This window comes from Chryseobacterium cupriresistens (assembly GCF_046614675.1).
Taxonomy (GTDB): Bacteria; Bacteroidota; Bacteroidia; order Flavobacteriales; family Weeksellaceae; genus Chryseobacterium; species Chryseobacterium cupriresistens.
Map to the genome: position 1 here is coordinate 205,756 of NZ_JBKKJT010000004.1, position 23,328 is coordinate 229,083.

Consider the following 23,328-nt stretch of genomic DNA (forward strand, 5'->3'; position numbering starts at 1 on the left):
TGAATTAAAACGGGTTCAACTTACTTTTGTATGTATTTTTTTTAATACAAAGAAAAATACTTGAAATCTTTATCCCACCGTAGGCGTATCCTCTTCTTTGAGTATTTTTTTCTCCTTCATCGTAAGCATCATTCTTTCATATTTGTACTTTTCCCAATCAAATGTGTGGAGAAAATCAAGGGCAGCCTGAAAACCTCTGTTGAAGAGTTCTTCCTTTTCTTCTCTTTTCATAAAGAAATTCAGCCAGCTGCTGGTCCCACAGTTAACGGTCTGTATACTGTATAGCTTATAAAAAGTATGTTTGGTAAGGAATGTTTTATCATTAAACCCTTTCAGGGTACTGATGATATTCCCTGCGTAGCTGAACGGTGTTGTAAGGATTTCTTCACTGGTTTTTCCTTTTTCAGAATGAATGGCAGAATCACTGGTTAGCTGTACCCCAAAAAGAGGCATTCTCGGATAAAAAACTTCATCCGCGTGAAAAAGGTCAATAGGGAAGTTGGAGATACTGCCGCCATCAATGAAAACTCCTGCCGGATTTATATTTTCCGGTTGGGTATTCATCCAATACCTCCAGGCATATTTTACAGAATCATCGTTTCTGTTAATTTGTTTCTGGAAAGGTTCAAAGAAAAAAGGTACCGCCATAGAGGCTCTTACAAATTCAGCCGGGCTGATGTGTTTCAGTTCCTCTTCGGACCAGTAGAGATTGGCCATCGTAGGAAGTTCTACCTTAATTTTAGCATTGATATCAGTGGTAATAACCACATATTCTGAGGAAAGAAGGTAAAACGGATTGTTTTTATAATAATCATTATTGACGGCACTTTCATAGAAAATTCTGTACCGGGTCTGGTCAATGTGTTCCTGATTTTTGATTTTAATCTTTTCAATGCTTTGCAAAGCCATCTGATAATATTCCTGCCCGTTCCCATAGCGGTAGCTGAGATTAAGGTCTTTTTCTTTCTGAATGAATTTTTTATTGAGATCGGCAACTGTTTGTATTCCAAATTGATCCAGCGCATTTTGCATGGTATTCTGAAAAACATTTCCGGGATTCAGTCCGCTGTTTTCTTTTCTGAAATTATTATAAAGCTTTTTAATACAGAAAAAGAGAATGACAGCCGGAATCAATGGAATCAGGAACATCAGCTTGGCATTCAGGATTGTTGTGGGAGGAGCCAGAAAAGGAATGCTGAGCAGAATAATGAAAAGAATGACTGCAATGATGGCATTGATTTTAAAAAAATCTTTGTTGTTCAGCATCGCATGAAGAGTCGTTTTTACATAGGTTTTCCCATCCATAAAATCCGCAAAATTCCAGCTGAAAAGTATATCCTTGATCAGCTCACTTTTAGGTTCTTCTTTGGTTTTGCAGGCTGCAATAAGCATGGTATTAATAGCTCCGGCACTCGTTCCTGCTACTTTCAGAAAACGGATTCCGAATATTTCCAGACCATAAAGATAGCCTACCAGTGCACTTCCCCAGACACCGCCACCTTCCTGTACAAACTCTATATACTGATTACCGGACTGATCCAGAATATCAGAGAATTCTTTGGCAGTTATATTCCCGTGTAAGGCAAGCAATTTATCTTTTGATGCCTGTGAAAGAGAAGGATCTTCCAGAATTTTGTTGAGGTTTTCGGTAGTCATGGTATTTTGTTTTGAGGATGTGCCGGTAAAAGACAAAGATCATCAATTGGATTATTAAAATCTTTGTGCCTTTGTATTGATATAAAAATGAATCACCACTGTTTTCGCCTTACATAAATAAATGTACTGATTACTACAGTAGCCATCGCTCCCAATGTTATAAAATATCCATACTTATGATGAAGCTCAGGCATATTATCGAAATTCATCCCGTAAACTCCGGCAATGAAAGTGATTGGTAAAAAGTAAACAGAATAAATGGCCAACACCTTCATCACCTGGTTGGCTTTTTGGTCCGAAAGTGCCAGGAACATGGAAATAAGGTTGGTAATCTGAATGTTTAAATGATCAAAATCGGCAACTACATCCTTATGTTTATCTTTCAAATCGACAATTTCTGAGTCCTGTAAATTCAGCAGTTTAAATTTATCAATAGCATCCGTAGAGATTACCAGTACGCGGGAATTCAAGCCCGATTTTCGTTTCAGTTTGTAAAGACGGCGGATCTGGCTGGTATGATTCGTGTTTTTAAGAAAAATTTCATTTTCTATATTGTCCATCGTTTCGAACAGACTTAAAGATTCATCGTCAAAACTTTTCATAATTAAGATAGCAATCATCAGGGTGATTTGCTGAGGAGTAACATCTTCCTGAATCAGGGAGACTTTTTTCTTGGTCTCTGTGATACTTCTGGTTTTCATCCTGTGGATGGTAATAATGGTATTTTCAACCAGAAAAATCCCAATCTTGGTACTGATATCACTGATGGTATTCAAATTCTTTCTTTCCAGTTCGGTACTTTCACGGAGTAAAAAGAATTTTACATTCCCGTCTTCTTCATATTTCGGAAGGTGATTAGGATCCATCGTATCTTCCAGAAGAAGGTTGTTGATTTCATATCTTTCATGAAGAAATTTCAGGTCTTCTAAAGTAGGAGCCTCTACATCTACCCATTCGCACTGGGAGGTTCTGTATATCGTATCAATTGGCATAAAGTAAAAATACTAATATTTTGAAAAACTATGTGTTAAATAAGTTTTATCTTTGCCAAAATTAAAAAACTATATGATTAAAAGTACAATAAAAGGTGTGGGATTTTATGTTCCAGATAACGTTGTTACAAATGATGATTTAGCAAAACTAATGACTACCAATGACGAATGGATTACGGAAAGAACAGGTATCAAGGAAAGAAGACACAGAAAAAACAGATATGACTCTCAGGAAACCAGCGCTTATCTAGGTTTTAAAGCTGCAGAAAAAGCCATCCGCAATGCTGGTCTTACCTCAAAAGATATTGATTATATTGTTTTTGCAACGCTTTCACCGGATTATTACTTTCCGGGATGTGGTGTCCTGCTTCAGGACATGCTGGGATGTGATACGATCGGAGCACTGGATGTAAGAAATCAATGTTCAGGATTTGTATATTCTATGAGTGTGGCCAATGCATTCATCAAATCCGGTACTTATAAAAATATTCTTGTGGTAGGAGCAGAAGTTCATTCTTTCGGATTGGACTTTTCAGACGAAGGTAGAGGAGTTTCTGTTATTTTTGGTGATGGGGCAGGAGCAATTGTTCTTTCTGCATCAGAAGATGAGAATGCAGGAGATATTTTAGCAATGAATATGCATTCTGAAGGAAAATATGCTGACGATCTTTGTACCCAGTTCCCGGGTTCAAAATTCGGATGGAGCGACAGAATGAGAAAAGATCCTGAAAATGTAACGAACAAAGAAGTATATCCGATCATGAACGGAAACTTCGTATTCAAGCATGCGGTAACAAGATTCCCCGAAACCATGATGGAAGCTTTGAACAAAGCCGGAAAGACGGTTGAAGATCTTGATATGTTTATTCCGCACCAGGCGAACTTGAGAATTGCCCAGTTTGTACAGGAAAAATTCGGATTACCGGATGAGAAAGTCTTCAACAACATTCAGAAATACGGAAATACAACCGCTGCTTCTATTCCTATTGCTTTGAGTGAAGCGATAGAACAGGGAAAAATAAAAAGAGGTGACCTTGTACTTCTTTCAGCATTTGGAAGTGGATTCACCTGGGGGAGTGTTTTGTTTAATTTTTAATTTTTCATCATTTAATAAATTAGGCAGTTTTTTTAATTGATTTTATCTAATTGGTTGATTTTTAATTAATTGATTTAGGTAATGCATAACAAGACAAAATAAATCAAAAACCATAAACTTTAGTTTATGGTTTTTCTTTTGTAAAAGATTATATATTTTTTATTGTGATCATAGTAGTTGATTTTATTCTTTGCTTGTCAATATGTTGTATTTTTTTTTTGTTGATTTTTAAACTTGCGAAGAGTATAGAACTTATAAGATATTTTATCATTTTTAATTGAGAATATTCATTATTATTAGGATGATTTGATTGTTTTTTCTTGTAATTTTACTTTTATTAAAAATTCTAAAAACAAAACATGAAAAACTATTTATTATCTGGGGCTTTTTTAGTTCCTTTATTTTCGTTTGCCCAAATTGGGATAGAAACTTCGACTCCTCAGAAAACTTTGCACGTTAACGGATCATTACAAGTGGTCAATGAAATCAATGTAGGAGGAAATGCCACAACAGCAGGTTCTGCAGGAACCACCGGTCAGATTTTAACTTCTAATGGACCAGCAGCCGCTCCTTCATGGCAAACCCTAAATACAATAAGCGGAACTATTAACGGCGCTTATTATGTACAGGGAACTACTACTGCCAGTGCTAATGCAGGACAAACAATAGATGTACCGGGAGTTACCTATACAGTAACTGTTCCGGCAGGAAAAACGCAAACCTTTTTGTTTACGATTATAGGTTATGCCCTTGATATATCCTCAGGAACAACTTCTCAGGGGGTTTTCACGCTTTTGCAGAATGGAACTAAAATTTCGTCTGCTTATGTCTCTAAAGCAGGTATTTTCTCTAATAGTGGTTTGTCGGGAGGATTAGTAAATATGCCTGTTCCTGTTACTTTTTTAAAATCTGTCAGCCTGTCTTCAGGAACATATACGTTCAAGGTTCAGTATGTTTCTTGGGTTGGTACAGCAAGTGTAAATGTAGTTCCTTCCACTTTTGCCGGATATAATGGTGATACCGAAGCAATGCTTACCAAGATGCAGATTCTGGTATATAATAATTAGAAATAAGCACTTTCTTAAAAAAACAAAACCCGCAGAATGCGAGTGCTGCGGGGTTTTGTTTTATGATTAGAATAACTCTTAAAGACTCTTCAATAATTTTTCTGTGTCTGTAGAATCCTGTCCTGTGCTTTTTGCCAGTTCAATAGACTTTTCAGCCCATATTTTTGCATTTTTCTTGTCACCTACCTTATTGTAAAGATTGGCTAAAGTATCTGTATTGGCAAAGTTCTGGTTTTTCTTTACAGATTCCTGCGCCCATGCAATGGCTTTTTCCAGAGAAGCTTTATTGCTCACATTTTCAAAGAAGTTCCATGCAAGAGAGTTCAGTTCTTCAGAACCTGCTGCAGAATAATCTTTGTAGATATCAAGGATCAGCTTTTCATACTCAGGAATATCTTTATTCTTTAAAGCCCTGTTAGCTTTCATTCTTTTTAAGATCTTGTCGGCCTCTTCTTTGCTTAGAAATTTCTGAGCTTCAGCCATAAAATAGCTGTCATCCCATTTTTTAGTCTCTGCATTATAAGCTTTTTTAGAAATGGTATTCAGCTTGATATTTTTCTCAAACTTTTCATATTTATCTTCCGGGAAGAATTTAACGATATCAGCTTTTTTATCCTGGAAAATTTTATATAAAGGACTGTCTGTAGTCTGAACACCTGAAAGAAGCATTTGGATATCTTCCTGATCTAAAATTGTTTTCTGCTGAAAGTAACGGTTAAGAACTTTCCCGGCAAACTCAGCATCGTTATACATAGTAAGGCCTGCAAGATTCTTTAAAAACTCAGGATCTTTTTCCCCTTTTTCAAACTGCTGTTTCAGAGAAGTCAGTCTTTTGTTTGGATCTTCCGCGTCTTTTGCAAACTGGATAAAGTCTTTTTCTTCCACATATCCTAAAGTTCTGTGTACAGCTTCACCATTTCCGTCAATAAACAGGTAAGTAGGAAATGCTTTTACATTATATTTTTTGGCCAGCTCAATTCCTTCTCCTTTTTCCATATCAATTTTAGCATTGATAAAGTGGGAATTATAGTAATCACCTACAGACTGAAGTGGGAAAATATTTTTAACCATCAGTTTACAAGGTCCGCACCATGAAGCATATGCATCAATGAAGACCAGTTTTTTTTCTTTTTTTGCTTTGGCAAGAATGGAGGCAAAATTGCCTTCTTCAAATTTAATTCCCTGTGCCCAGGCTAGGACCCCTATAAAGATTGAGGAAAGTATGGCTATTTTTTTCATAAAAACTTTTTATTCCATGCAAATGTAATAAATATGACGACACCTGAGCCGTCCATATTAAAAATAATTATACAGGAATTTTGGTTTTAAAACAGAAATCAGTTTATATTAAAGAAAACCATGTATTATTTCTGTCTTATTATTAAAATTAATACAAATTGATGTTTTTGGTTAAATGATTAAATTTCAATATAATATTTTAATAAAAAATAAAATATCACTAGTTTTGTAAAAAACAAAAAGACACTCCGTGAAATCAATGATGAATTATTATAAAATGAAAATAATAATTTGTTTTTCTATGCCTAAAAGTCTTTTGAAATTTTTGTTTTTGCTGGCAACAGCAATTCCCATATTCGCCCAGAAAAAAAATAACTTTGATCTTATCTGTGAAAGGACTTCTTCTGTTACAGCCTATAAAGATTTACCGAAAGCGATCAAAACTGCAGATTCTCTCTATATGAAGGCACAAAAGCCATCAGAGAAAATAAAATGTCTTGTCCTTTCTTCAGAGCTGTACCATCATGCAGGTGAGCTTAAAAAAGCAATCTGTTACAGTGAAAATGCCCATTCGGTAATCAATAAGATTAATGATCCTGAATGGATGGCTGTGGTGACCCGACTACTTGCGAGACAATATAGACAGGTAGGGTTATACGAAAGATCCAAAAAATATATTATAAAAGGGCTGCAGGCTTCAGCCCGGATCACCGATTTTCAGAAAAGTAATGAAGCCGCAGGACTGCTGAATCAGGAAATGGCTTTTTATGAAATGGAGATAGGGGATTATCCTAATGCCATACAACACATCGAATCCTCACTGAAATATTTTGAAAAGATCAGCAGTTATAATGAAAACAGAACGGCAGCGGCATCTTATCAACTATTGGGAGATGTCTATTTCAAACTTAGTAATTATTCTGATTCTGAAGATTATTATCGAAAAGCAGAACGTTTGCTGAAAAATGGAAATTGTACGCTGGGATTGGTTTATAATGGCCTGGGAGGAATCCGTTTGAAGCAGAAAAACTGGAAAGATGCTGAACTGTATCTTAAAAAAGCAGAAAAAATTGCCGATACTTCCCGAAGTCTTAAACTTAAAAAAGCAGTTTATTCCAATATTAATGATTATTATGAAGGAATAGGAGACAATTTCAAGGCTTCTTTATATGCAGTAAAATATGTGCGTGCCTATGACAGTATTGCAGCCCGCAATCAGAGTTTTGCCATAAAAGATTCTGAAAACCCCAAAGGAAAAGATAACAAAAAAAATGCGCAGATGAATGGAGTGAAGAATGCAGCTATTGTCATTCTGTCCATTTCATTGGTTGGTCTGTTTCTTTTTATCAGAAGGAAACAGAAAAAACAGCGGTCAAAGCTTAGAAATATCATCAGAACTCAGTTGAACATGATCGGTAAGAGGACACACTATCCTTTAAAAAAATCTGGTGATTCTGAGTTTTCCAATATTTTTGTGGAAGAAATTGATGAAAAAGACTCCGAGACAGACCGAAGAAGGAATGACTCTCTGATGACCCCGGAAACAGAATCAAAACTGCTGGAACTGCTTGAGGATTTTGAAAAAGGTAATCTTTATAACAATAAAGGCATGTCCCTATCTTTTCTCGCCGGAGAATTGAACACCAATACAAAATATCTTTCTTATGTTATCAATCAGCATAAAAATGCAGATTTTAAAACGTATATCAATCGTTTAAGAATCAACTATATTGTAGACAAACTAATCAATGATGAGAAGTACAGACAGTATAAAATAAGTATCCTTGCTGATGAATGCGGATTCTCTTCCCACAGCAAATTTGCTGCGGTATTCAAGGCGGTCACAGACTATTCTCCATCAGCTTACATCAAATATCTGGATGGTGAAACGCGGTCAGATAAAAAATAGTCATTTTCCCGAAAATGATTAAAAAAGGACATTTTATTCAATTCTATATTGCTATTTTCACGAAAATGAACAACCTATTATTTTAAAGGAACCCTTTGCTATTATATCTTTGTGGCAGTTTCAAAGTACACAACAATTCTGTTACAGCTTATCACTTTTATTTCATTTTTGAACTAAGATCATTATAAGAGAAACTGCCATTCCCATTTTTTAAATTTTTTAAGGAAATATTCTGACCAGAATATCTGCCATATCCTATAATCGGGGTTGATTGCCCGGTTTTTTTTCAGTCAAGTTTTTTTAAGTGCAAATCCACAGACGTCTGTGGATTTGTGATTTTATTTAACTTTTGTACTGTCGGTTTTTACTTTTGAAGAATCCGGGGAAGGGATTGAATTCGCTACAGCAGAATCTCCCATTCTGTTTCTTAAGGAATCTTTATTGTGAGCATCTTTATATTCTTCTCTTTTTTCTTTGTTTTGAGCACAGCTTCCAAGGAAAAGAAGTCCAAGAACTGCTCCTATCCATAATTTTCTCATAATAGTTAATTTTGATTGTTGATGTTAATCAAATATAAGGATTAAAAGATAAAAGATAAAAGATAAAAGATAAAAGATAAAAGATAAAAGATAAAAGATGTTCCTTTAAATTTTGGATTCAATAGGGGTGGGTTTTAGCCCGCCGTTAGAAATAATATATAATCACAAACTGTAGTCAAAAACATGGAATAAGCGCCTTTTCAAGCCACAATTTCAATATCCTATATTTATATGGTTATCCAATAAAAAAATCTGCAGCGCTTTCATCTGCAGATTTTCCATTTTAAATTAAACGTATATACATGTTATTTGACAGGAGACGTTGCCATAGAATCCCTTTTGATCTTGATTGTATCAGGATTCGTCATTTTTTTAGTCATCGTATCAGTAGTTGTAGGCGGTATACTTTTTTGGGTACTGTCTACTGTTGCTGAATCTCTGCTACTTGTTGACATTGTCGATTCTTTGGTTCCACAGCTCACTGCAAATATTCCTATTCCGACGGCTGTTAGCAATAACTTTTTCATATTATTTTATTTTGGGGTGTATAATAACAGAAAATCAATAATTATTCCTAACAGGACATTTAAAATCGTAAAATATCGGTAAAGTTTGTTAAAAGATGTTAGGTAGCAGGTAGCGGATTGTAGGGATGAGGAGTTAGGTATTAGGAGTTAGAGTGTTGGAGAGTTGTGGGGAATTGAGTATTGAATATCGAGTATTGAGTATCGGAGGAGTAAAAGTGTATTTCTGGATCCCCATAACTTTAAACCTTGAACTCTAATCCCCGCAACTCGCATCCCGAACCTCGCATCCGCCTATCACCACAAAAAAGCCCCGAAACCGAAATTCCGAGGCTGTATTCAAAGAACAGACAACAATTACTCATTGCCTATTACTCATTATTTATTAATTATCCCAGGTATGGATATTTGTAGTTTTTAGGAGAAACAAAAGTTTCTTTTACGCTTCTTACAGAAACCCATCTTAGAAGATTCATTTTAGAACCTGCTTTATCATTTGTTCCTGAAGCTCTACCACCACCGAAAGGCTGCTGTCCTACTACAGCTCCCGTTGGTTTATCATTGATGTAGAAGTTACCTGATGCATTTTCTAAAGCTTTGTAAGCTTCAGCAATTGCGTAACGGTCTTGTGAGAACACAGAACCAGTCAATGAATAAGGAGATGTTGAATCTACAAGCTTCAACGTTTCTTTCCAGTCCTGATCTTCATATACGTAGATCGATAAGATTGGGCCGAAGATCTCTTCTACCATACTTTCATAGTGAGGATTTGTAGTTTCAATTACTGTTGGGTGTACGAACCATCCTTTAGAATCATCATATTTCCCACCGATTGCAACAGTAGCTTCACCTGAAGCGTTTGCTCTGTCGATATATCCTTTACATTTTTCGAAAGAATTCTTGTCGATTACAGCGTTGACGAAGTTAGAAGTATCTTCCGGCGAACCGATTTTGATAGTGCTCATCTGAGCTTCCATTACTTTTTTCACATCAGCCCAAAGAGACTTAGGAATATAAGCTCTTGAAGCAGCAGAACATTTTTGTCCCTGGTATTCGAAAGCACCTCTTACCAATGCAGTAGCTACAGCTTCCACGTTAGCAGACGGGTGAGCAATAACGAAGTCTTTACCACCAGTTTCTCCAACAATTCTTGGATATGTTCTGTAGTTGTGGATATTATCACCGATCATTTTCCACATTCCCTGGAATACTTTTGTAGAACCAGTGAAGTGAAGACCTGCAAAATCCGGGTGAGCCAATATTTTCTCAGCAGTTTCTTTTCCGTCTGTAAAGATCATGTTGATAACCCCTGCAGGAAGACCCGCTTCTGTTAATACATCCATGATTACTTTTGCAGAATATACCTGCTTGTCAGAAGGTTTCCAAACCACTACGTTTCCTAACATGGCCATACAAGTAGGAAGGTTTCCGGAAATCGCTGTAAAGTTGAATGGAGTTACTGCAAAACAGAACCCTTCTAATGGTCTGTATTCAACGCGGTTCCAGATTCCGTTATCAGAAACCGGCTGCTCAGCATACATTTCTGTCATGAACTCTACATTGAATCTTAAGAAGTCGATGAACTCACAAGCAGAATCAATTTCAGCCTGGTGTACGTTTTTAGACTGCCCGATCATTGTTGCTGCATTAATCACATCTCTGTAAGGTCCTGCCAAAAGATCGGCTGCCTTTAAGAAAATTGCTGCACGCTGTTCCCAGCCTAGTTCATTCCATTCTTTTTTAGCTGCCAATGCCGCGTTGATAGCGTCATCCACATGCTGCATACCACCCTGATAGTAGAATCCGAAATCATGAGCATGATCCTGTGGAGACTGAAGCTGTACTTTTGTTTCAGTTTTTACTTCTTTTCCATTGATAATCATTGGGATTTCTACCTTTTCAGCCCACATTTTTTTATAAGTGTCGATAAGGCTTTTAACTTCCGGAGATCCCGGTTCGTATGAGTTTACAGGCTCGTTTACCGCTAATGGTACTTGCGAAATTGCTTTTGACATATTACGTTTTATTATTTTATTAAATTAATAAGATGTGTATACAAATTTACAATAATTATAAGGAAAGAAAAAATGCAGCCTTTTTTTGTCAGATAAACCAGAAAAAAGATCCGGTAATGTCATATACGTTTTTTTTGAGATTAATTTTTATTAAATTATGGTCTATTATGAGGATTCTTTAGGTTTTAGAAAAAAACACATCATTTTATTAGAATTATAGGAATTAAGACAATAAAACATTTGTCATAGTTTAAGAATTGCTGTTAATGGCTGTAAATAAAGGGTTTATGTTACAATGTTAAAATTATATAAATTCACTTTTGTTGCGATTTTGAACATTTTAAATAATTTTTTTGATAGCCGGAGGGATCAGATTGTTCTAATTTTACATCATTATTATCAGGTATGAAAAAAAGAGTCTTATTTTTCTCTTTTGTGATATTTTTCTCAGCGTTGTGTGCAGGTCTTTTTGCACATAAAGGAAAAACTCAGGCATATTCTGATATCCTTTCAAAAATTCATCTTTTACAGCAGAAATCTGATCAGCAGACCCAGCCTGAACTCTATAGTTTTTCAGATGTGCAGGATGTGCAGGATTCCAACGACTGGGAGAAAGTAAAATTTGATTATTCAATACTTGCACAGCAATGGTTACACTATTTCTTTGCAGATTATACTTACAACACACGGGTTGCGGCCGTTCAAAACCGTATTTACATTACAGCGCCAAGGTACATTCTGTATCATTCCCTGCAGATAGCGGGCTGCTAATTCTTTTTAATTTTTAATGATCCGCTATGGTTTGTATTCCCATGAGTACAGACTAGTAAAAATCATTCCCGATTTACATTTTTGAACATGTCTGTTTGCCTTTACGGAGAGGTGAATACGATATTGTTTGTCCAATTTTAAATAAAAAATATTATGCACTTAACACCGAGAGAAACGGAGAAGCTTATGCTGTTTCTGGCAGGCGAACTCGCTCTGAAAAGAAAAGCAAGAGGCCTTAAATTAAACTACCCGGAATCCATCGCTCTGATCAGCCACTTTCTGCTTGAAGGCGCAAGAGACGGGAAAAAAGTAGCCGAACTGATGCAGGAAGGCGCTAATCTCTTAACTAAAGAGGATGTAATGCCGGGCGTTGCGGAAATGATCCACGATGTTCAGATTGAAGCAACCTTCCCAGATGGGACAAAACTGGTAACCGTACACAATCCAATCCGCTAATACTACTGATTATGATACCAGGAGAAATTTTTGTAAAAGAAGGAACAATTATCTGCAATGAAGGCAGAGAAACTGTAAAAATAAAAGTAACCAATACCGGAGACAGGCCTATTCAGGTAGGTTCACACTTCCATTTTTTTGAAGTTAATAAAGCGATGAGCTTTGACCGGGAAAAAGCTTTCGGAAAGAGACTGAATATTGTAGCAAGTACTGCAGTACGTTTCGAACCGGGAGAAGTAAAAGAAGTGGAATTGGTAGAAATAGGAGGAACCAAAAAAGCAATGGGCTTCAATAATCTTGTCGATGGGCAGGTAGATTCTGAAGAACAGAAAAAAGTGAGCCTTGCAAAAGTTGAAGAGTTAAACTTTAAAAATCATTAAGATGAGCTTACACGTAGACAGAAAACAATACGCCAATATATTAGGTCCTACAGCGGGAGATAAAATCAGGCTGGGAGACACTGAAATTATTATTGAAATCGAAAAAGATTTCACTCATTTTGGTGACGAAGCCGTTTTCGGCGGAGGAAAAACCGTTCGTGACGGGATGGGACAGAATGTCAAGGCCAAAAGAGACGAAGGCGTTCTGGATCTTTGCATCACAGGAGCGGTAATTATTGACCATTGGGGAATTGTAAAAGGAGATATCGGAATCAAAGACGGAAAGATTGTAGGAATCGGAAAAGCCGGAAATCCTGATACGATGGACGGTGTAACACCTAATATGATCATCGGCGCCTCAACGGAAGTTCACGGAGGGAAAGGATATATTGTAACTGCCGGAGGAATTGACACTCACATTCACTACATCTGCCCTCAACAGATTGAAACATCTCTTTACAGCGGAATCACCACAATGATTGGTGGTGGTACAGGCCCCAATGACGGAACCAATGCTACAACAGTTACTCCCGGAAGATTCAATATGCAGAAAATGCTGGAAGCAGCAGAAGAATATCCTATGAATCTTGGTTTCTTCGGAAAAGGAAACTGTTCCGCTGAAGAACCCATTGAAGAGCAGGTGGAAGCAGGTGCTTTGGGAGTGAAAATCCATGAAGATTGGGGAGCAACTCCTGCAACCATTGATGCTGCATTGAAAGTAGCCGATAAATATGACGTTCAGGTGGCTATCCATACGGATACATTGAATGAAGGAGGGTTTCTGGAAGACACCATGAGAGCCATCAACGGAAGAGTAATCCACACTTTCCACACAGAAGGAGCAGGTGGAGGCCACGCGCCGGATATCATTAAAGCAGCCATGTATCCGAATGTATTGCCGGCCTCAACAAATCCTACGCGCCCTTACACCGTAAATACAATTGATGAGCACCTGGATATGCTGATGGTTTGCCATCATTTGAGTAAAAACATTCCTGAGGATGTAGCGTTTGCAGATTCACGTATTCGTCCTGAAACCATTGCAGCAGAAGATATCCTTCACGATATGGGTGTTTTCAGTATCATGAGCTCAGATTCTCAGGCGATGGGAAGACCGGGGGAAGTGATCACCAGAACATGGCAGACGGCAAGTAAAATGAAAGAGCAGAGAGGTGATCTGGCTGAAGATAAAGATAGCGGAAATGACAATTACCGTGCAAAAAGATATGTGGCAAAATATACCATTAACCCAGCTATTGCACACGGGATTTCAGAATATGTAGGATCCATTGAGGAAGGGAAATTAGCGGATTTGGTGATCTGGAAACCAGCCTTATTTGGAGTAAAACCCGAAATGATTGTAAAAGGAGGATTTGTTATTGCTGCTAAAATGGGAGATCCTAATGCTTCTATTCCAACACCTCAGCCTATTATTTACAGAAATATGTTTGGAGCCCATGGAAAAGCTAAGTTTGGTACTTGCGCGAACTTTGTTTCTCAGATCTCAATTGACAACGGAACCATTGCTTCTTACAAACTGGAAAAAATGATTCTTCCGGTGAAAAACTGTAGAAATATTGGTAAAAAAGACCTTATCCATAATGATAAGACACCTTTAATTGAAGTGAATCCTGAAAACTATAAAGTAACGGTAGACGGAGAATACATCACTTGTGAACCGGCAGAAACACTTCCTTTAACACAGTTGTATTACTTGTTCTAAGATAAATTTTACAAATAAACCTAACAGGTTTCAAAAACCTGTTAGGTTTATTTAACAACAAAAAAAGATTTATCAGACTCTATTGTAAAACAATTATAGAACTAAGTTTAGAATGAAATATTTAAATAAAACAGTTGTTTCTCTTGCGATAGCTGGTGTATGTATACTTTCAGGAAATCTGAATGCCCAGTTTTTGGGCGGACACAGGCTTAAAAGTGATGAAGACGGACCCAAAGGGCAGTTTATGGTGTACGGTTCATTAGACTATTCAAAACTTACAACACCATCAAGCAGCAGCAGTACCGTTTCCAGTGCACCGCTTGGAGTAGGGTACTTCGTCAATAATAATGACCTTATCGGAGTTAATTATGCTTACTCGCAGAATACAGTGGATCACAATGTAGTTTACAAGCAAAATGAAGCAGGAATCTGGTATAGTCCTTCAGTAATGCTTGGAAAATATTTTATGTTGATTGGTCAAGTGGATGCCCACTATGTTTGGGGACAGCAGCTGTCAACAGCAGCGGATGCCATGCAGAATTTTAACGGATTCCGTCTTCGTGCCTATCCTTTGATCGGAATCGTATTAGGAGGAGGCTGGGCACTGAAATTCAAATTCGCAGAACTTTCAATGCTTCAGACTAAAACAAAAGAAGAGGGCTGGACGAAAAGCTATGTAGCCGGAATCAGCGGTTCAACATTCGGGGTGGGAATCTCCAAAAACTTAGACTTCAGAAAAAAAAACAAAAATGATCATTAATCAAATCATAGGCAATCTTGCTGAAAATCCTACGGAGAAAGCCATAGACTATCTTGATCTGGAATGGTTTGAAACCACCAAAAGAATCCAGCGTAAAAAAACCAGACAGGGAACTGATGTTGCCATCAAGTTTCTCAGAGAAGGACAACGATTACGTGAAGGAGATATTCTTTTTGAGGATGCCGAAAAAATAATTGCAATCAACGTTCTGGAAACGGAAGCTATTGTGATGTCACCAGTTTCACTGCTGGAAATGGGAACTGTATGTTATGAGATCGGAAATAAACATATTCCGCTTTTTATTCAGAATGACAAAGTTTTGCTCCCTTTTGAAATGCCGATGTTCAGATGGCTGGAAGCAAGTGGTTTCAAACCGGAGAAACAATCTGTGAAACTGCTTAATCTTCTTAAATCTAATGTAGAGCCTCATGGACATGGAAGTCTCGGCTCCACAATCTTTACAAAAATCTTAAAAATGGCGGCTCCGAAAGATGAATAATATAAATTTCCTGTCAGGATTGCTTCACCTTGCAGATCCTACACTTCCCATCGGAGGATATACCCATTCCAACGGACTTGAAACGTATGTGCAGGAAAGAATTGTACATGATCTGGCAACCGCGAAAGAATTTGTACAGAACATGCTTCAGTACAGCCTTAAATTCAATGACGGCACTTTTGTAAAACTTGCTTATGAAGCAGCGGAAAAGGGAGATTTGCAGCAGCTTTTAGAACTGGATAATGAATGTAATGCGATAAAATGTCCAAAGGAAATCCGCCAGGCGAGCCAGAAACTGGGTCTCAGACTGATTAAAATCTTCAAAAGAAGAGAAAATTCTTCTTTAATGGAAGCTTTTGAGAAAGCCATTCAGCATAAAGAAGCCAATTCTCATTACTGTATTGTGTTCGGAGTGTATGCTTATTTAATGAAAATTCCTTTGTTCGAAGCCCTTTTAGGATTTTATTACACTTCGGTTGCCGGGATGATTACCAACGCTGTAAAGCTTGTTCCTCTTGGACAGCTGGATGGACAGGATATTCTATTTTCACTCTATCCCGTCATGGAAAAAACAGTTTTAGAAACTATAGATCTGGACAGAGACATGGTGGGACTTTGTAATACGGCCTTTGATATCAGATGTATGCAGCATGAGAGGCTTTATTCAAGACTTTATATGTCGTAGAAGGTAAAAGGTAAAAGGTAAAAGGTAAAAGAGCAAATTGACGAATTGCCCATTGAGTGAAACGTCCTTGCGATCGAAAAATATTCACAATCAAAAAAACTTAGCGCATATAGCGTTAAAAAATAAAATTTAAATAAAATGGAAAACAGAAAATATATAAAAGTAGGAGTAGCAGGACCTGTAGGTTCAGGAAAAACTGCATTATTGGAACGTTTAAGCAGAAAATTATTCGGGACTTATGATCTTGGAGTCATCACGAATGATATTTATACCAAAGAAGATGCTGAATTTATGGCGAAAAATAGTCTTCTTCCTCATGACAGAATTATCGGAGTAGAAACAGGAGGCTGTCCTCATACCGCCATCCGTGAAGATGCAAGTATGAACCTTGAAGCGGTAGACGAACTGGCAGCACGTTTTCCGGAAATCGAACTGGTTTTGATTGAAAGTGGAGGTGATAACCTTTCAGCGACATTCAGCCCGGACCTTGCAGATGTTACCATCTTTATCATCGACGTCGCAGAAGGAGAAAAAATCCCTAGAAAAGGAGGTCCTGGTATTACAAGATCAGATTTACTGATCATCAATAAAATTGATCTTGCCCCTTACGTAGGTGCCAGCCTTGAAGTGATGGAAAATGATGCCCGAAGAATGAGAAAAGGAAATCCTTTCGTGTTCACCAACCTCAAAACAGATGAAGGACTGGATAAAGTAATAGGTTGGATTAAAAAATATGCCCTTTTAGAAGAAATTGAAGAACCGAATTTGGTAAGATAAATGGATAGTCATTTAAAAATTATTGCAGGATTTAAGGGAGGAGAATCCTATGTGAAAGACCTTTATGTCTCGCTTCCTTTCAGAGTAGTTTCTGTTGGGCAACGAAAAAGTGACAAAAAGCTCTATCAGATGGTGATGAGCTCCTCTCCGGGAATTCTGGATGGAGATCACTATCATTTGGATGTTGCGCTTGAAAAAGGAGCTGCGCTTCAGTTGCAGTCACAATCCTACCAAAGGCTTTTCAACATGCAGAACAAAGCGCTTCAGGAACTCAATGTTTCTATGGAGGATGAAACTTCTTTCGCTTATGTTCCTCATCCGATTGTTCCTCACGAGGATTCCAACTTTAAAAGTAAAGCCAATATTCATGTTGGTAAAAACAGTCAGATCATCATCAGCGAGATTATTACCTGTGGGAGAAAACATTATGGAGAAGTTTTTAAACTGAAACGTTTTCAGAATATCATGGAAATCTATCATAACAACAAGCTTGTGGTGAAAGATAACGTTCTGATTCAACCTGACATGATCCCGATCAGCAGCATCGGAAATCTGGAACAGTATACGCACCAGGGAACTCTGATCTTCTATAGTACAAAGGAAAATGTAGACAAAAATGGATTGATTGAAGAGATTGTTGAAGCCGCCGCACAGCACCATAAGCAAATGGAAGTAGGGGTTTCTGCAATGGATGAAAATGGTTTTGTAGTAAGAGCTTTGGGACATGGAGGAGAGTTGATGTACAACTTTTTCCTGCATATTCAGGAGATTCTCTGGTCGTTGGAGTAAAAAGAGGTCCTTGTCAAGGTTCAACCTCATGATGATTCGTCTACAAAATTTGAAAGAAGCATATTCAATAGAAGCGGGCTTTAGACCGCTTAACAAAAAGAAATCTTCCATTGGCTTCAGTCAAAACTTAATAAAGAATCTGAAATAACAGAATTAATAAAAAATGGATAGTACAGTTTGGGCACTTCTTGTAAGCGCCGTTTCAATAAGTTTTATACACACCGCTTCAGGACCGGATCATTACCTGCCTTTCATAGTGATCTCAAAATCTAAGAAGTGGAGCGGCATGAAAACAGCCATATTAACGGTTGTCTGCGGTTTCGGACACGTATTCAGTTCTCTGATTTTAGGTTTTATCGGAGTTTTCCTCGGATGGCAGCTGAATAAAATCTCCTGGTTTCAGGATATGAGAGGGAATTTCTCAGGATGGGCACTGCTGATCTTTGGCGGTGTTTACCTTGTGTACGGCCTCATCCAGGCGATCAGAAACAAACCGCATAAGCATTTTGATGTAATGGGTGATGATGTGTACGTATACGAACATAACCACAGCGAAATCGTAATGCCTCAAAAAAGAATAAAGGTAACACCGCTTGTCCTGTTCATGATTTTCGTGATGGGACCAAGTGAACCTTTGATCCCCCTATTATTTTATTCAGGAGTAAAACATTCCATGTCTGAAATTGCCGTACTGGTAACTTCTTTCACAGCAACTACAGTATTAACCATGCTTGGGATGGTTCTTTTGGGGCGTTATGGTTACTCAACATTATTCAATACCGAAAAACTTGAAAGATATATGGGAGTAGTAAGTGGAGCAGTAGTAACTGTGTGCGGAGTTGGAATGGTCTTTCTTGGATGGTAAACGGGTTTCGGTGTTTTGAGTTTCGGGATTCGAGTGGGAGAGTTTGAGGGTAAGAGTGTTTGAGAGTTTTGATGTGGATTCCGAAACCCGCACCTCGCAACCCGTAACAAAAAACAACCCGCAACGAAAAACAAACAACAACCCCATTATTAATAAATTAAAAAAACTATGGACGAATTTTTCAAAAAACTACCCTTTACAGACAATATTTTAAAAGGAATCGGGCAGATTATGCTCCAGGAAAACAGATGGACAGGACTCCTGTTTCTGATAGGGATTTTTATGGGAAGCTGGCAGTGCGGAGTGGCGGTATTGCTTTCAACAGCAGCCGGAACTTTTATCGCAATGAAGCTTAATTATGACAAATCTGAAATCAATGCGGGACTTTATGGTTTCAGTGCAGCTCTTGTAGGGGTAGCATTGGCATTTCTATTTGAGACAACCTTGCTGATCTGGATTTTAATAGTTTTGGGCGGTGCATTGGCGGCTGTTATTCAGCATTTCTTTATCCAAAAGAAAATACCGGTGTTTACTTTTCCTTTTATCATTATTACATGGATATTGGTATTTGTACTCCATCATTTTACCAATATTCCGCCTTCTGAAATGCTAAGCAGTGAAGTGGTTCCTTCAGAATATGATGACTTTCTTACCTGTACCAATGGCTTTGGGGAAGTGATATTTCAGGGAGGAGTGCTTTCCGGGATTATTTTCTTTCTGGCGGTTTTTATTAGCTCTCCGATAGCTGCTTTATATGGATTGGCAGCGTCTATTTTGGGTGCAGGATTATCACAGTTGAATGGCGAACCCATCAAAGAAATCCACATGGGATTATTTGGATTTAATGCTGTGCTTTCCGCAATTGTTTTTTCCGGAGTCAAAAAAACGGATGGTTTATGGGTATTGATCGCCGTTCTCATTACCATTGCCATTGATGATCTTTTAATAGACAATCACTGTCTGGATATGGTGGGTGGAGTATTTACTTTCCCATTTGTAGCCGGAACATGGATTACACTTTTGATTCAAAAAATATTTCTTAAAACAAAAAAATAAAAAGTTGGAGAGTCTTAGAGTTTAAGAGTGAGAAAGTTCAATGTTTAAGGTTTTTTCATAATGATTGACAATTCACTTGCGAAGCAAAATTCACCATTGATATTCCTCTAACTTCTAACCTCTGGTTTCTAAAATCAAAATATAATTAAACTAAAAAATGAAAGTAACAAAAATAGCAGCCGTATTTCTGGCTATGGCATTCAGTGGAAAAATGATGGCGCAGGAAGCAGAAAAACAGTTGCTGATAAAAGATGCAGATGACAAATTTCCCATTGCCGATGCTTTGGTAAAATATGACCACGGAAACAGCCATACCCACACAGGAACAGACGGAACATTTTCCATTCCTGTAAAATCTCTTCCCGATACCCTTGTGGTCAGCCGTCAGGGATATGATGAGGTAAAATGGGTCGTGACCAATGATGATGATAAAAATAAAGTTATTTTTTTACAGCATAAGCCCTTTCAGATTTCTGAAGTAGCCATCAATCACAGTTCATTTCTGTCTGCTATTACCAAGGTTGATCTGAATAAATTTCCGGTAAATTCAGCGCAGGATCTGTTGAGGAAAGTTCCAGGATTATTTATTGCACAGCATGCCGGAGGAGGAAAAGCAGAACAGCTTTTTTTAAGAGGATTTGATGCGGATCATGGTACCGATGTAAGCGTCAATGTAGACGGAATGCCTGTGAACATTGTTTCTCACGCCCACGGTCAAGGATATTCTGATTTACATTTTGTGATTCCTGAAACAGTAAACAATATCGATTTTGGAAAAGGAGCCTATTACATGGACCGTGGGGACTTTAATACCGCTGGTTATGTTGATTTTCAGACCTACAATGGCTTGAAAAACAGTATGATTAAACTGGAAGGAGGTTCTTTCAACTCCAAAAGAGTATTGGGAATGTTCAATATTCTGCATGATGATCTTGGTAGAAAGAATGCGTATGTGGCAGCGGAATACAACTATACCGACGGACCTTTTGATGTAAAACAGAATTTTAACAGGGTTAATATCTTCGGTAAATACAATCAATGGCTGACTGACAAAGATTACTTCAATATCCAGTTTTCAACATTTAATTCTTCCTGGAATGCTTCCGGACAGATTCCGGAACGTGCTGTAGACGAAGGAATCATCGGCAGATGGGGAAGTATAGATCCTACTGAAGGTGGGAAAACTTCCAGAACAAACCTCCAGATGAACTTTAAGCACATTATTTCTCCTTCCGAGCAGATTGATGCGATGGCTTTTTATTCAAAATACAATTTCAACCTGTATTCCGATTTTACCTTTAATTTAAAGGATAAAGAGCATGGAGACGAAATTCAGCAGACGGATGGAAGAAATATTTACGGTGCTGAAGTAAAGTATACAAAGACTTTTTCTTTTGCCAACAGCTCTTTAAACTGGACTTCAGGAATCGGATTAAGAAATGATGATATTAATACTTTGCAGCTTAATCATGTTTATCACAGAGACCTTCTGCTGGACAGACTATCCGATGTGACAGGAACGGAAACCAATCTTCATGCCTATTCAGGATTGATATGGAAAACAGGAAAATGGACCATCAATCCGGCTTTGAGAGTGGATCATTTTATTTTCAACATGCACAATCTGCTGGATGTGGAGCAATTACCTTCCGGACAGTCAAAAGAAGCAACAAGGCTGAGTCCTAAACTGAATTTTTCCTATGCTCAGAATGACAATGTGATGTGGTTCCTGAAAACAGGGATGGGCTTTCACTCCAATGACCTGAGAGTGGTTGTTCCCAATAAGAACGAAAATACGCTTCCATATTCTATAGGGGCAGATTTCGGGGTAAGATTGCACCCGTTCAAATCTTTGATTATTACTCCGGCATTATGGTATATGGATCTTCAGCAGGAATTTGTGTATGTAGGAGATGATGCAGTAGTAGAACCTTCCGGAAAATCAAGACGTTTCGGGGCTGATCTTGGTGTTCGTTTCCAGCCATTGGAAAATTTTTACCTGAATGCAGATATCAATTATTCCCACGCCAGATTTACCGAAGAAGAAAAAGGCCAGGACTACGTTCCGCTGGCTCCGGTAGTTACCAGTACCGGATCTGTCAACTGGGATTTCCTGAATGGTTTTTCTCTGGGACTTCAGTACAGATATCTGGGAGCAAGACCCGCTGTTGAGGATAACAGCATCAGAACGAAAGCCTATTTTGTGAATGATTTGATGCTTTCTTATAACCGTCAGAAATGGGGAGCGAATATTCAGATGAACAACCTTTTCAATGTAAAATGGAATGAAGCTCAGTTTGCCACAGAAACGCAGTTAAAAGGAGAAGCAGAACCCATTACAGATCTTACGTATACACCAGGAAGTCCTTTTGGAGTGAGAGTAGGAGTGTATTATAAGTTCTAAACATGAGAGTGGGAGAGTGGGAGAGTGGGAGAGTAGTAGAGTGAGAGGGTGAGAGAGTTTGAGAGTAGAAGGGTTGAAGAGAGTAAATTATGGGTTTCGGGATACGTGTTTCGGGGTCTTTACTATTTAGACTTTAGCTTTTTCACTCTTTTACTTACCTCCTTTGCTTTAAAATATTTTGTATAACTTTAAATAATCATAACAAGGATATGGAAGTACTATCCAATTTTCAATATAAAAAGCTTTTTCTGCCGAATATTACGGATAAGATATTGGCTAATAATGCTGATATACAGCTGTATCGGATAGAAAATTATCTTAAAGGTATTCTGATGCCGGTGATTCCGTATCGTACCACATTCAATTTTATTATTTTCGTTACCAATGGCCATATCAGACAATATCTTGAAAATAAAGAATATCATGCTGAAAAAGGAGGTGTGATCTTTATTAAGCAAGGGACAATTACCGCAACCGTAGAGCTGTCAGACGATATTGAAGGTTTCTTCCTTGCTTATGAAAATAATATTCTATCTGAACAGGAACTGCCAAAACATAAAAGCAGTATCTTTTTCATGACACCTTTCCTGAATCTGGACAGCTTAACCTACGGAACCATCACACAGCTTCTTCCGATAATGGAACAGGAATTATGGTTGAATAATCTCAATGTGAATGATGTCGTTGTGACAATGCTTCATTTGATTCTGATCAAAATGCTGAGTACAGATTCTGATACCCATCACAAATCTGCAACACGGCCCATGGAGCTGTCCCTGCAGTTCCGTGATCTTTTGTTCAAATACCATGTCGGAGAAAAGAGAGTGGCTTTTTATGCTGATAAATTGTCTGTTACAGAAAGTTATCTGAATAAATGTGTCAAAGGAGTTACTCAGAAATCCCCAAAACAATGGATCAATGAGATTGATATCAATTACAGCAAAGCATTGCTTCACTCCAGTAAAGATATTGCAGAAATTGCCTATGAACTGAATTTCCATACCGCATCCCATTTTACCCAGCTTTTCAAAAAAATTGCAGGAATCACCCCGAAGGAATACAGGATTCAGTTTTTGAATAACAGCAGGATTTCAGTCTGATATAAAGAATCGAATTTGTGTAATGT

Annotated in this window: 22 protein-coding genes; 16 read left to right on the top strand and 6 right to left on the bottom strand. The window is 37.8% G+C overall.

All coding sequences use genetic code 11. From position 1 onward, the window contains the following. Positions 1 to 69 precede the first annotated feature (69 nt). Both ACLI50_RS13225 and ACLI50_RS13230 read right to left on the bottom strand, forming a co-directional pair. A complete protein-coding gene (locus ACLI50_RS13225; protein ID WP_411413964.1) occupies positions 70 to 1,656 on the bottom strand; it encodes a patatin-like phospholipase family protein in 1,587 nt (528 codons plus the stop codon). A 92-nt stretch (positions 1,657 to 1,748) separates the two neighbouring features. After that, the gene (locus ACLI50_RS13230; RefSeq protein WP_202839000.1) at positions 1,749 to 2,648 is read right to left on the bottom strand and encodes a magnesium transporter CorA family protein; all 900 of its coding nucleotides are present in this window, start codon (positions 2,646 to 2,648) and stop codon (positions 1,749 to 1,751) included. 73 nt (positions 2,649 to 2,721) lie between these two features. Between ACLI50_RS13230 and ACLI50_RS13235 the strand changes: the two genes are divergently transcribed. Together ACLI50_RS13235 and ACLI50_RS13240 are read left to right on the top strand one after the other, a co-directional pair. Then, complete coding sequence (locus tag ACLI50_RS13235; protein ID WP_202839002.1) at positions 2,722 to 3,744, top strand: 3-oxoacyl-ACP synthase III family protein; 1,023 nt, start codon at positions 2,722 to 2,724, stop codon at positions 3,742 to 3,744. 359 nt (positions 3,745 to 4,103) lie between these two features. Next, a complete protein-coding gene (locus tag ACLI50_RS13240; RefSeq protein WP_202839004.1) occupies positions 4,104 to 4,811 on the top strand; it encodes a hypothetical protein in 708 nt (235 codons plus the stop codon). Between the two features lie 78 nt (positions 4,812 to 4,889). Here the strand turns inward: ACLI50_RS13240 and ACLI50_RS13245 are convergent, their stop codons facing one another. After that, on the bottom strand, positions 4,890 to 6,050 hold the full coding sequence (locus ACLI50_RS13245; RefSeq protein WP_202839006.1) for a thioredoxin family protein: 1,161 nt from the start codon (positions 6,048 to 6,050) through the stop codon (positions 4,890 to 4,892). Between the two features lie 277 nt (positions 6,051 to 6,327). On the opposite strand from ACLI50_RS13245, the gene ACLI50_RS13250 reads away from it, so the two are divergent. Next, entirely contained in the window at positions 6,328 to 7,959 is a 1,632-nt protein-coding gene (locus ACLI50_RS13250; protein ID WP_411413965.1) for a tetratricopeptide repeat protein, read from the top strand. Positions 7,960 to 8,297: 338 nt separating this feature from the next. On the opposite strand, the gene ACLI50_RS13255 is transcribed toward ACLI50_RS13250, so the two are convergent. The 3 genes from ACLI50_RS13255 to pruA all read right to left on the bottom strand — a co-directional run bounded on the left by ACLI50_RS13255 (position 8,298) and on the right by pruA (position 11,037). Beyond that, positions 8,298 to 8,498 carry a hypothetical protein gene (locus ACLI50_RS13255; RefSeq protein ID WP_110011430.1) on the bottom strand — a complete coding sequence of 67 codons (201 nt, stop codon included), beginning with the start codon at positions 8,496 to 8,498 and terminating at the stop codon, positions 8,298 to 8,300. A gap of 305 nt (positions 8,499 to 8,803) precedes the next feature. Beyond that, positions 8,804 to 9,025, bottom strand: a complete 222-nt coding sequence (locus tag ACLI50_RS13260) for a cytochrome C551 (RefSeq protein WP_202839012.1) — start codon at positions 9,023 to 9,025, stop codon at positions 8,804 to 8,806. Positions 9,026 to 9,411: 386 nt separating this feature from the next. Then, positions 9,412 to 11,037 (bottom strand): L-glutamate gamma-semialdehyde dehydrogenase, encoded by a 1,626-nt coding sequence (gene pruA, locus ACLI50_RS13265; protein ID WP_202839020.1) that lies wholly within the window; start codon positions 11,035 to 11,037, stop codon positions 9,412 to 9,414. Between the two features lie 405 nt (positions 11,038 to 11,442). On the opposite strand from pruA, the gene ACLI50_RS13270 reads away from it, so the two are divergent. From ACLI50_RS13270 to ACLI50_RS13330, 13 genes are all read left to right on the top strand, one after another. Further along, complete coding sequence (locus ACLI50_RS13270) at positions 11,443 to 11,808, top strand: hypothetical protein (protein WP_411413966.1); 366 nt, start codon at positions 11,443 to 11,445, stop codon at positions 11,806 to 11,808. Between the two features lie 153 nt (positions 11,809 to 11,961). Beyond that, positions 11,962 to 12,264 (top strand): urease subunit gamma, encoded by a 303-nt coding sequence (gene ureA / locus ACLI50_RS13275; RefSeq protein WP_002977652.1) that lies wholly within the window; start codon positions 11,962 to 11,964, stop codon positions 12,262 to 12,264. 11 nt (positions 12,265 to 12,275) lie between these two features. Then, positions 12,276 to 12,644, top strand: coding sequence for an urease subunit beta (ureB, locus tag ACLI50_RS13280; RefSeq protein WP_411413967.1), 369 nt, complete (start codon positions 12,276 to 12,278; stop codon positions 12,642 to 12,644). A gap of 1 nt (position 12,645) precedes the next feature. Continuing rightward, positions 12,646 to 14,367 carry an urease subunit alpha gene (gene ureC / locus ACLI50_RS13285; RefSeq protein ID WP_411413968.1) on the top strand — a complete coding sequence of 574 codons (1,722 nt, stop codon included), beginning with the start codon at positions 12,646 to 12,648 and terminating at the stop codon, positions 14,365 to 14,367. A 112-nt stretch (positions 14,368 to 14,479) separates the two neighbouring features. Next, entirely contained in the window at positions 14,480 to 15,127 is a 648-nt protein-coding gene (locus tag ACLI50_RS13290; protein ID WP_411413969.1) for a hypothetical protein, read from the top strand. Continuing rightward, a complete protein-coding gene (ureE, locus tag ACLI50_RS13295; protein WP_411413970.1) occupies positions 15,117 to 15,626 on the top strand; it encodes an urease accessory protein UreE in 510 nt (169 codons plus the stop codon). Before ACLI50_RS13290 ends, ureE begins: the two co-directional genes overlap by 11 nt. Continuing rightward, positions 15,619 to 16,311, top strand: a complete 693-nt coding sequence (locus ACLI50_RS13300; RefSeq protein WP_411413971.1) for an urease accessory protein UreF — start codon at positions 15,619 to 15,621, stop codon at positions 16,309 to 16,311. Before ureE ends, ACLI50_RS13300 begins: the two co-directional genes overlap by 8 nt. 138 nt (positions 16,312 to 16,449) lie before the next feature. Then, positions 16,450 to 17,088, top strand: coding sequence for an urease accessory protein UreG (ureG, locus tag ACLI50_RS13305; protein ID WP_047094673.1), 639 nt, complete (start codon positions 16,450 to 16,452; stop codon positions 17,086 to 17,088). After that, positions 17,089 to 17,877 (top strand): urease accessory protein UreD, encoded by a 789-nt coding sequence (locus tag ACLI50_RS13310; protein WP_343641992.1) that lies wholly within the window; start codon positions 17,089 to 17,091, stop codon positions 17,875 to 17,877. Between the two features lie 163 nt (positions 17,878 to 18,040). Beyond that, a complete protein-coding gene (locus ACLI50_RS13315) occupies positions 18,041 to 18,742 on the top strand; it encodes a hypothetical protein (RefSeq protein WP_120231868.1) in 702 nt (233 codons plus the stop codon). Positions 18,743 to 18,910: 168 nt separating this feature from the next. Continuing rightward, positions 18,911 to 19,798, top strand: coding sequence for an urea transporter (locus ACLI50_RS13320; RefSeq protein WP_411413972.1), 888 nt, complete (start codon positions 18,911 to 18,913; stop codon positions 19,796 to 19,798). Positions 19,799 to 19,955: 157 nt separating this feature from the next. Further along, positions 19,956 to 22,202: a TonB-dependent receptor gene (locus ACLI50_RS13325; protein ID WP_411413973.1), complete on the top strand. Its 2,247-nt coding sequence runs from the start codon at positions 19,956 to 19,958 to the stop codon at positions 22,200 to 22,202. A gap of 209 nt (positions 22,203 to 22,411) precedes the next feature. Continuing rightward, positions 22,412 to 23,302 (top strand): AraC family transcriptional regulator, encoded by an 891-nt coding sequence (locus tag ACLI50_RS13330; RefSeq protein ID WP_411413974.1) that lies wholly within the window; start codon positions 22,412 to 22,414, stop codon positions 23,300 to 23,302. The last annotated feature ends 26 nt before the right edge of the window (positions 23,303 to 23,328 follow it).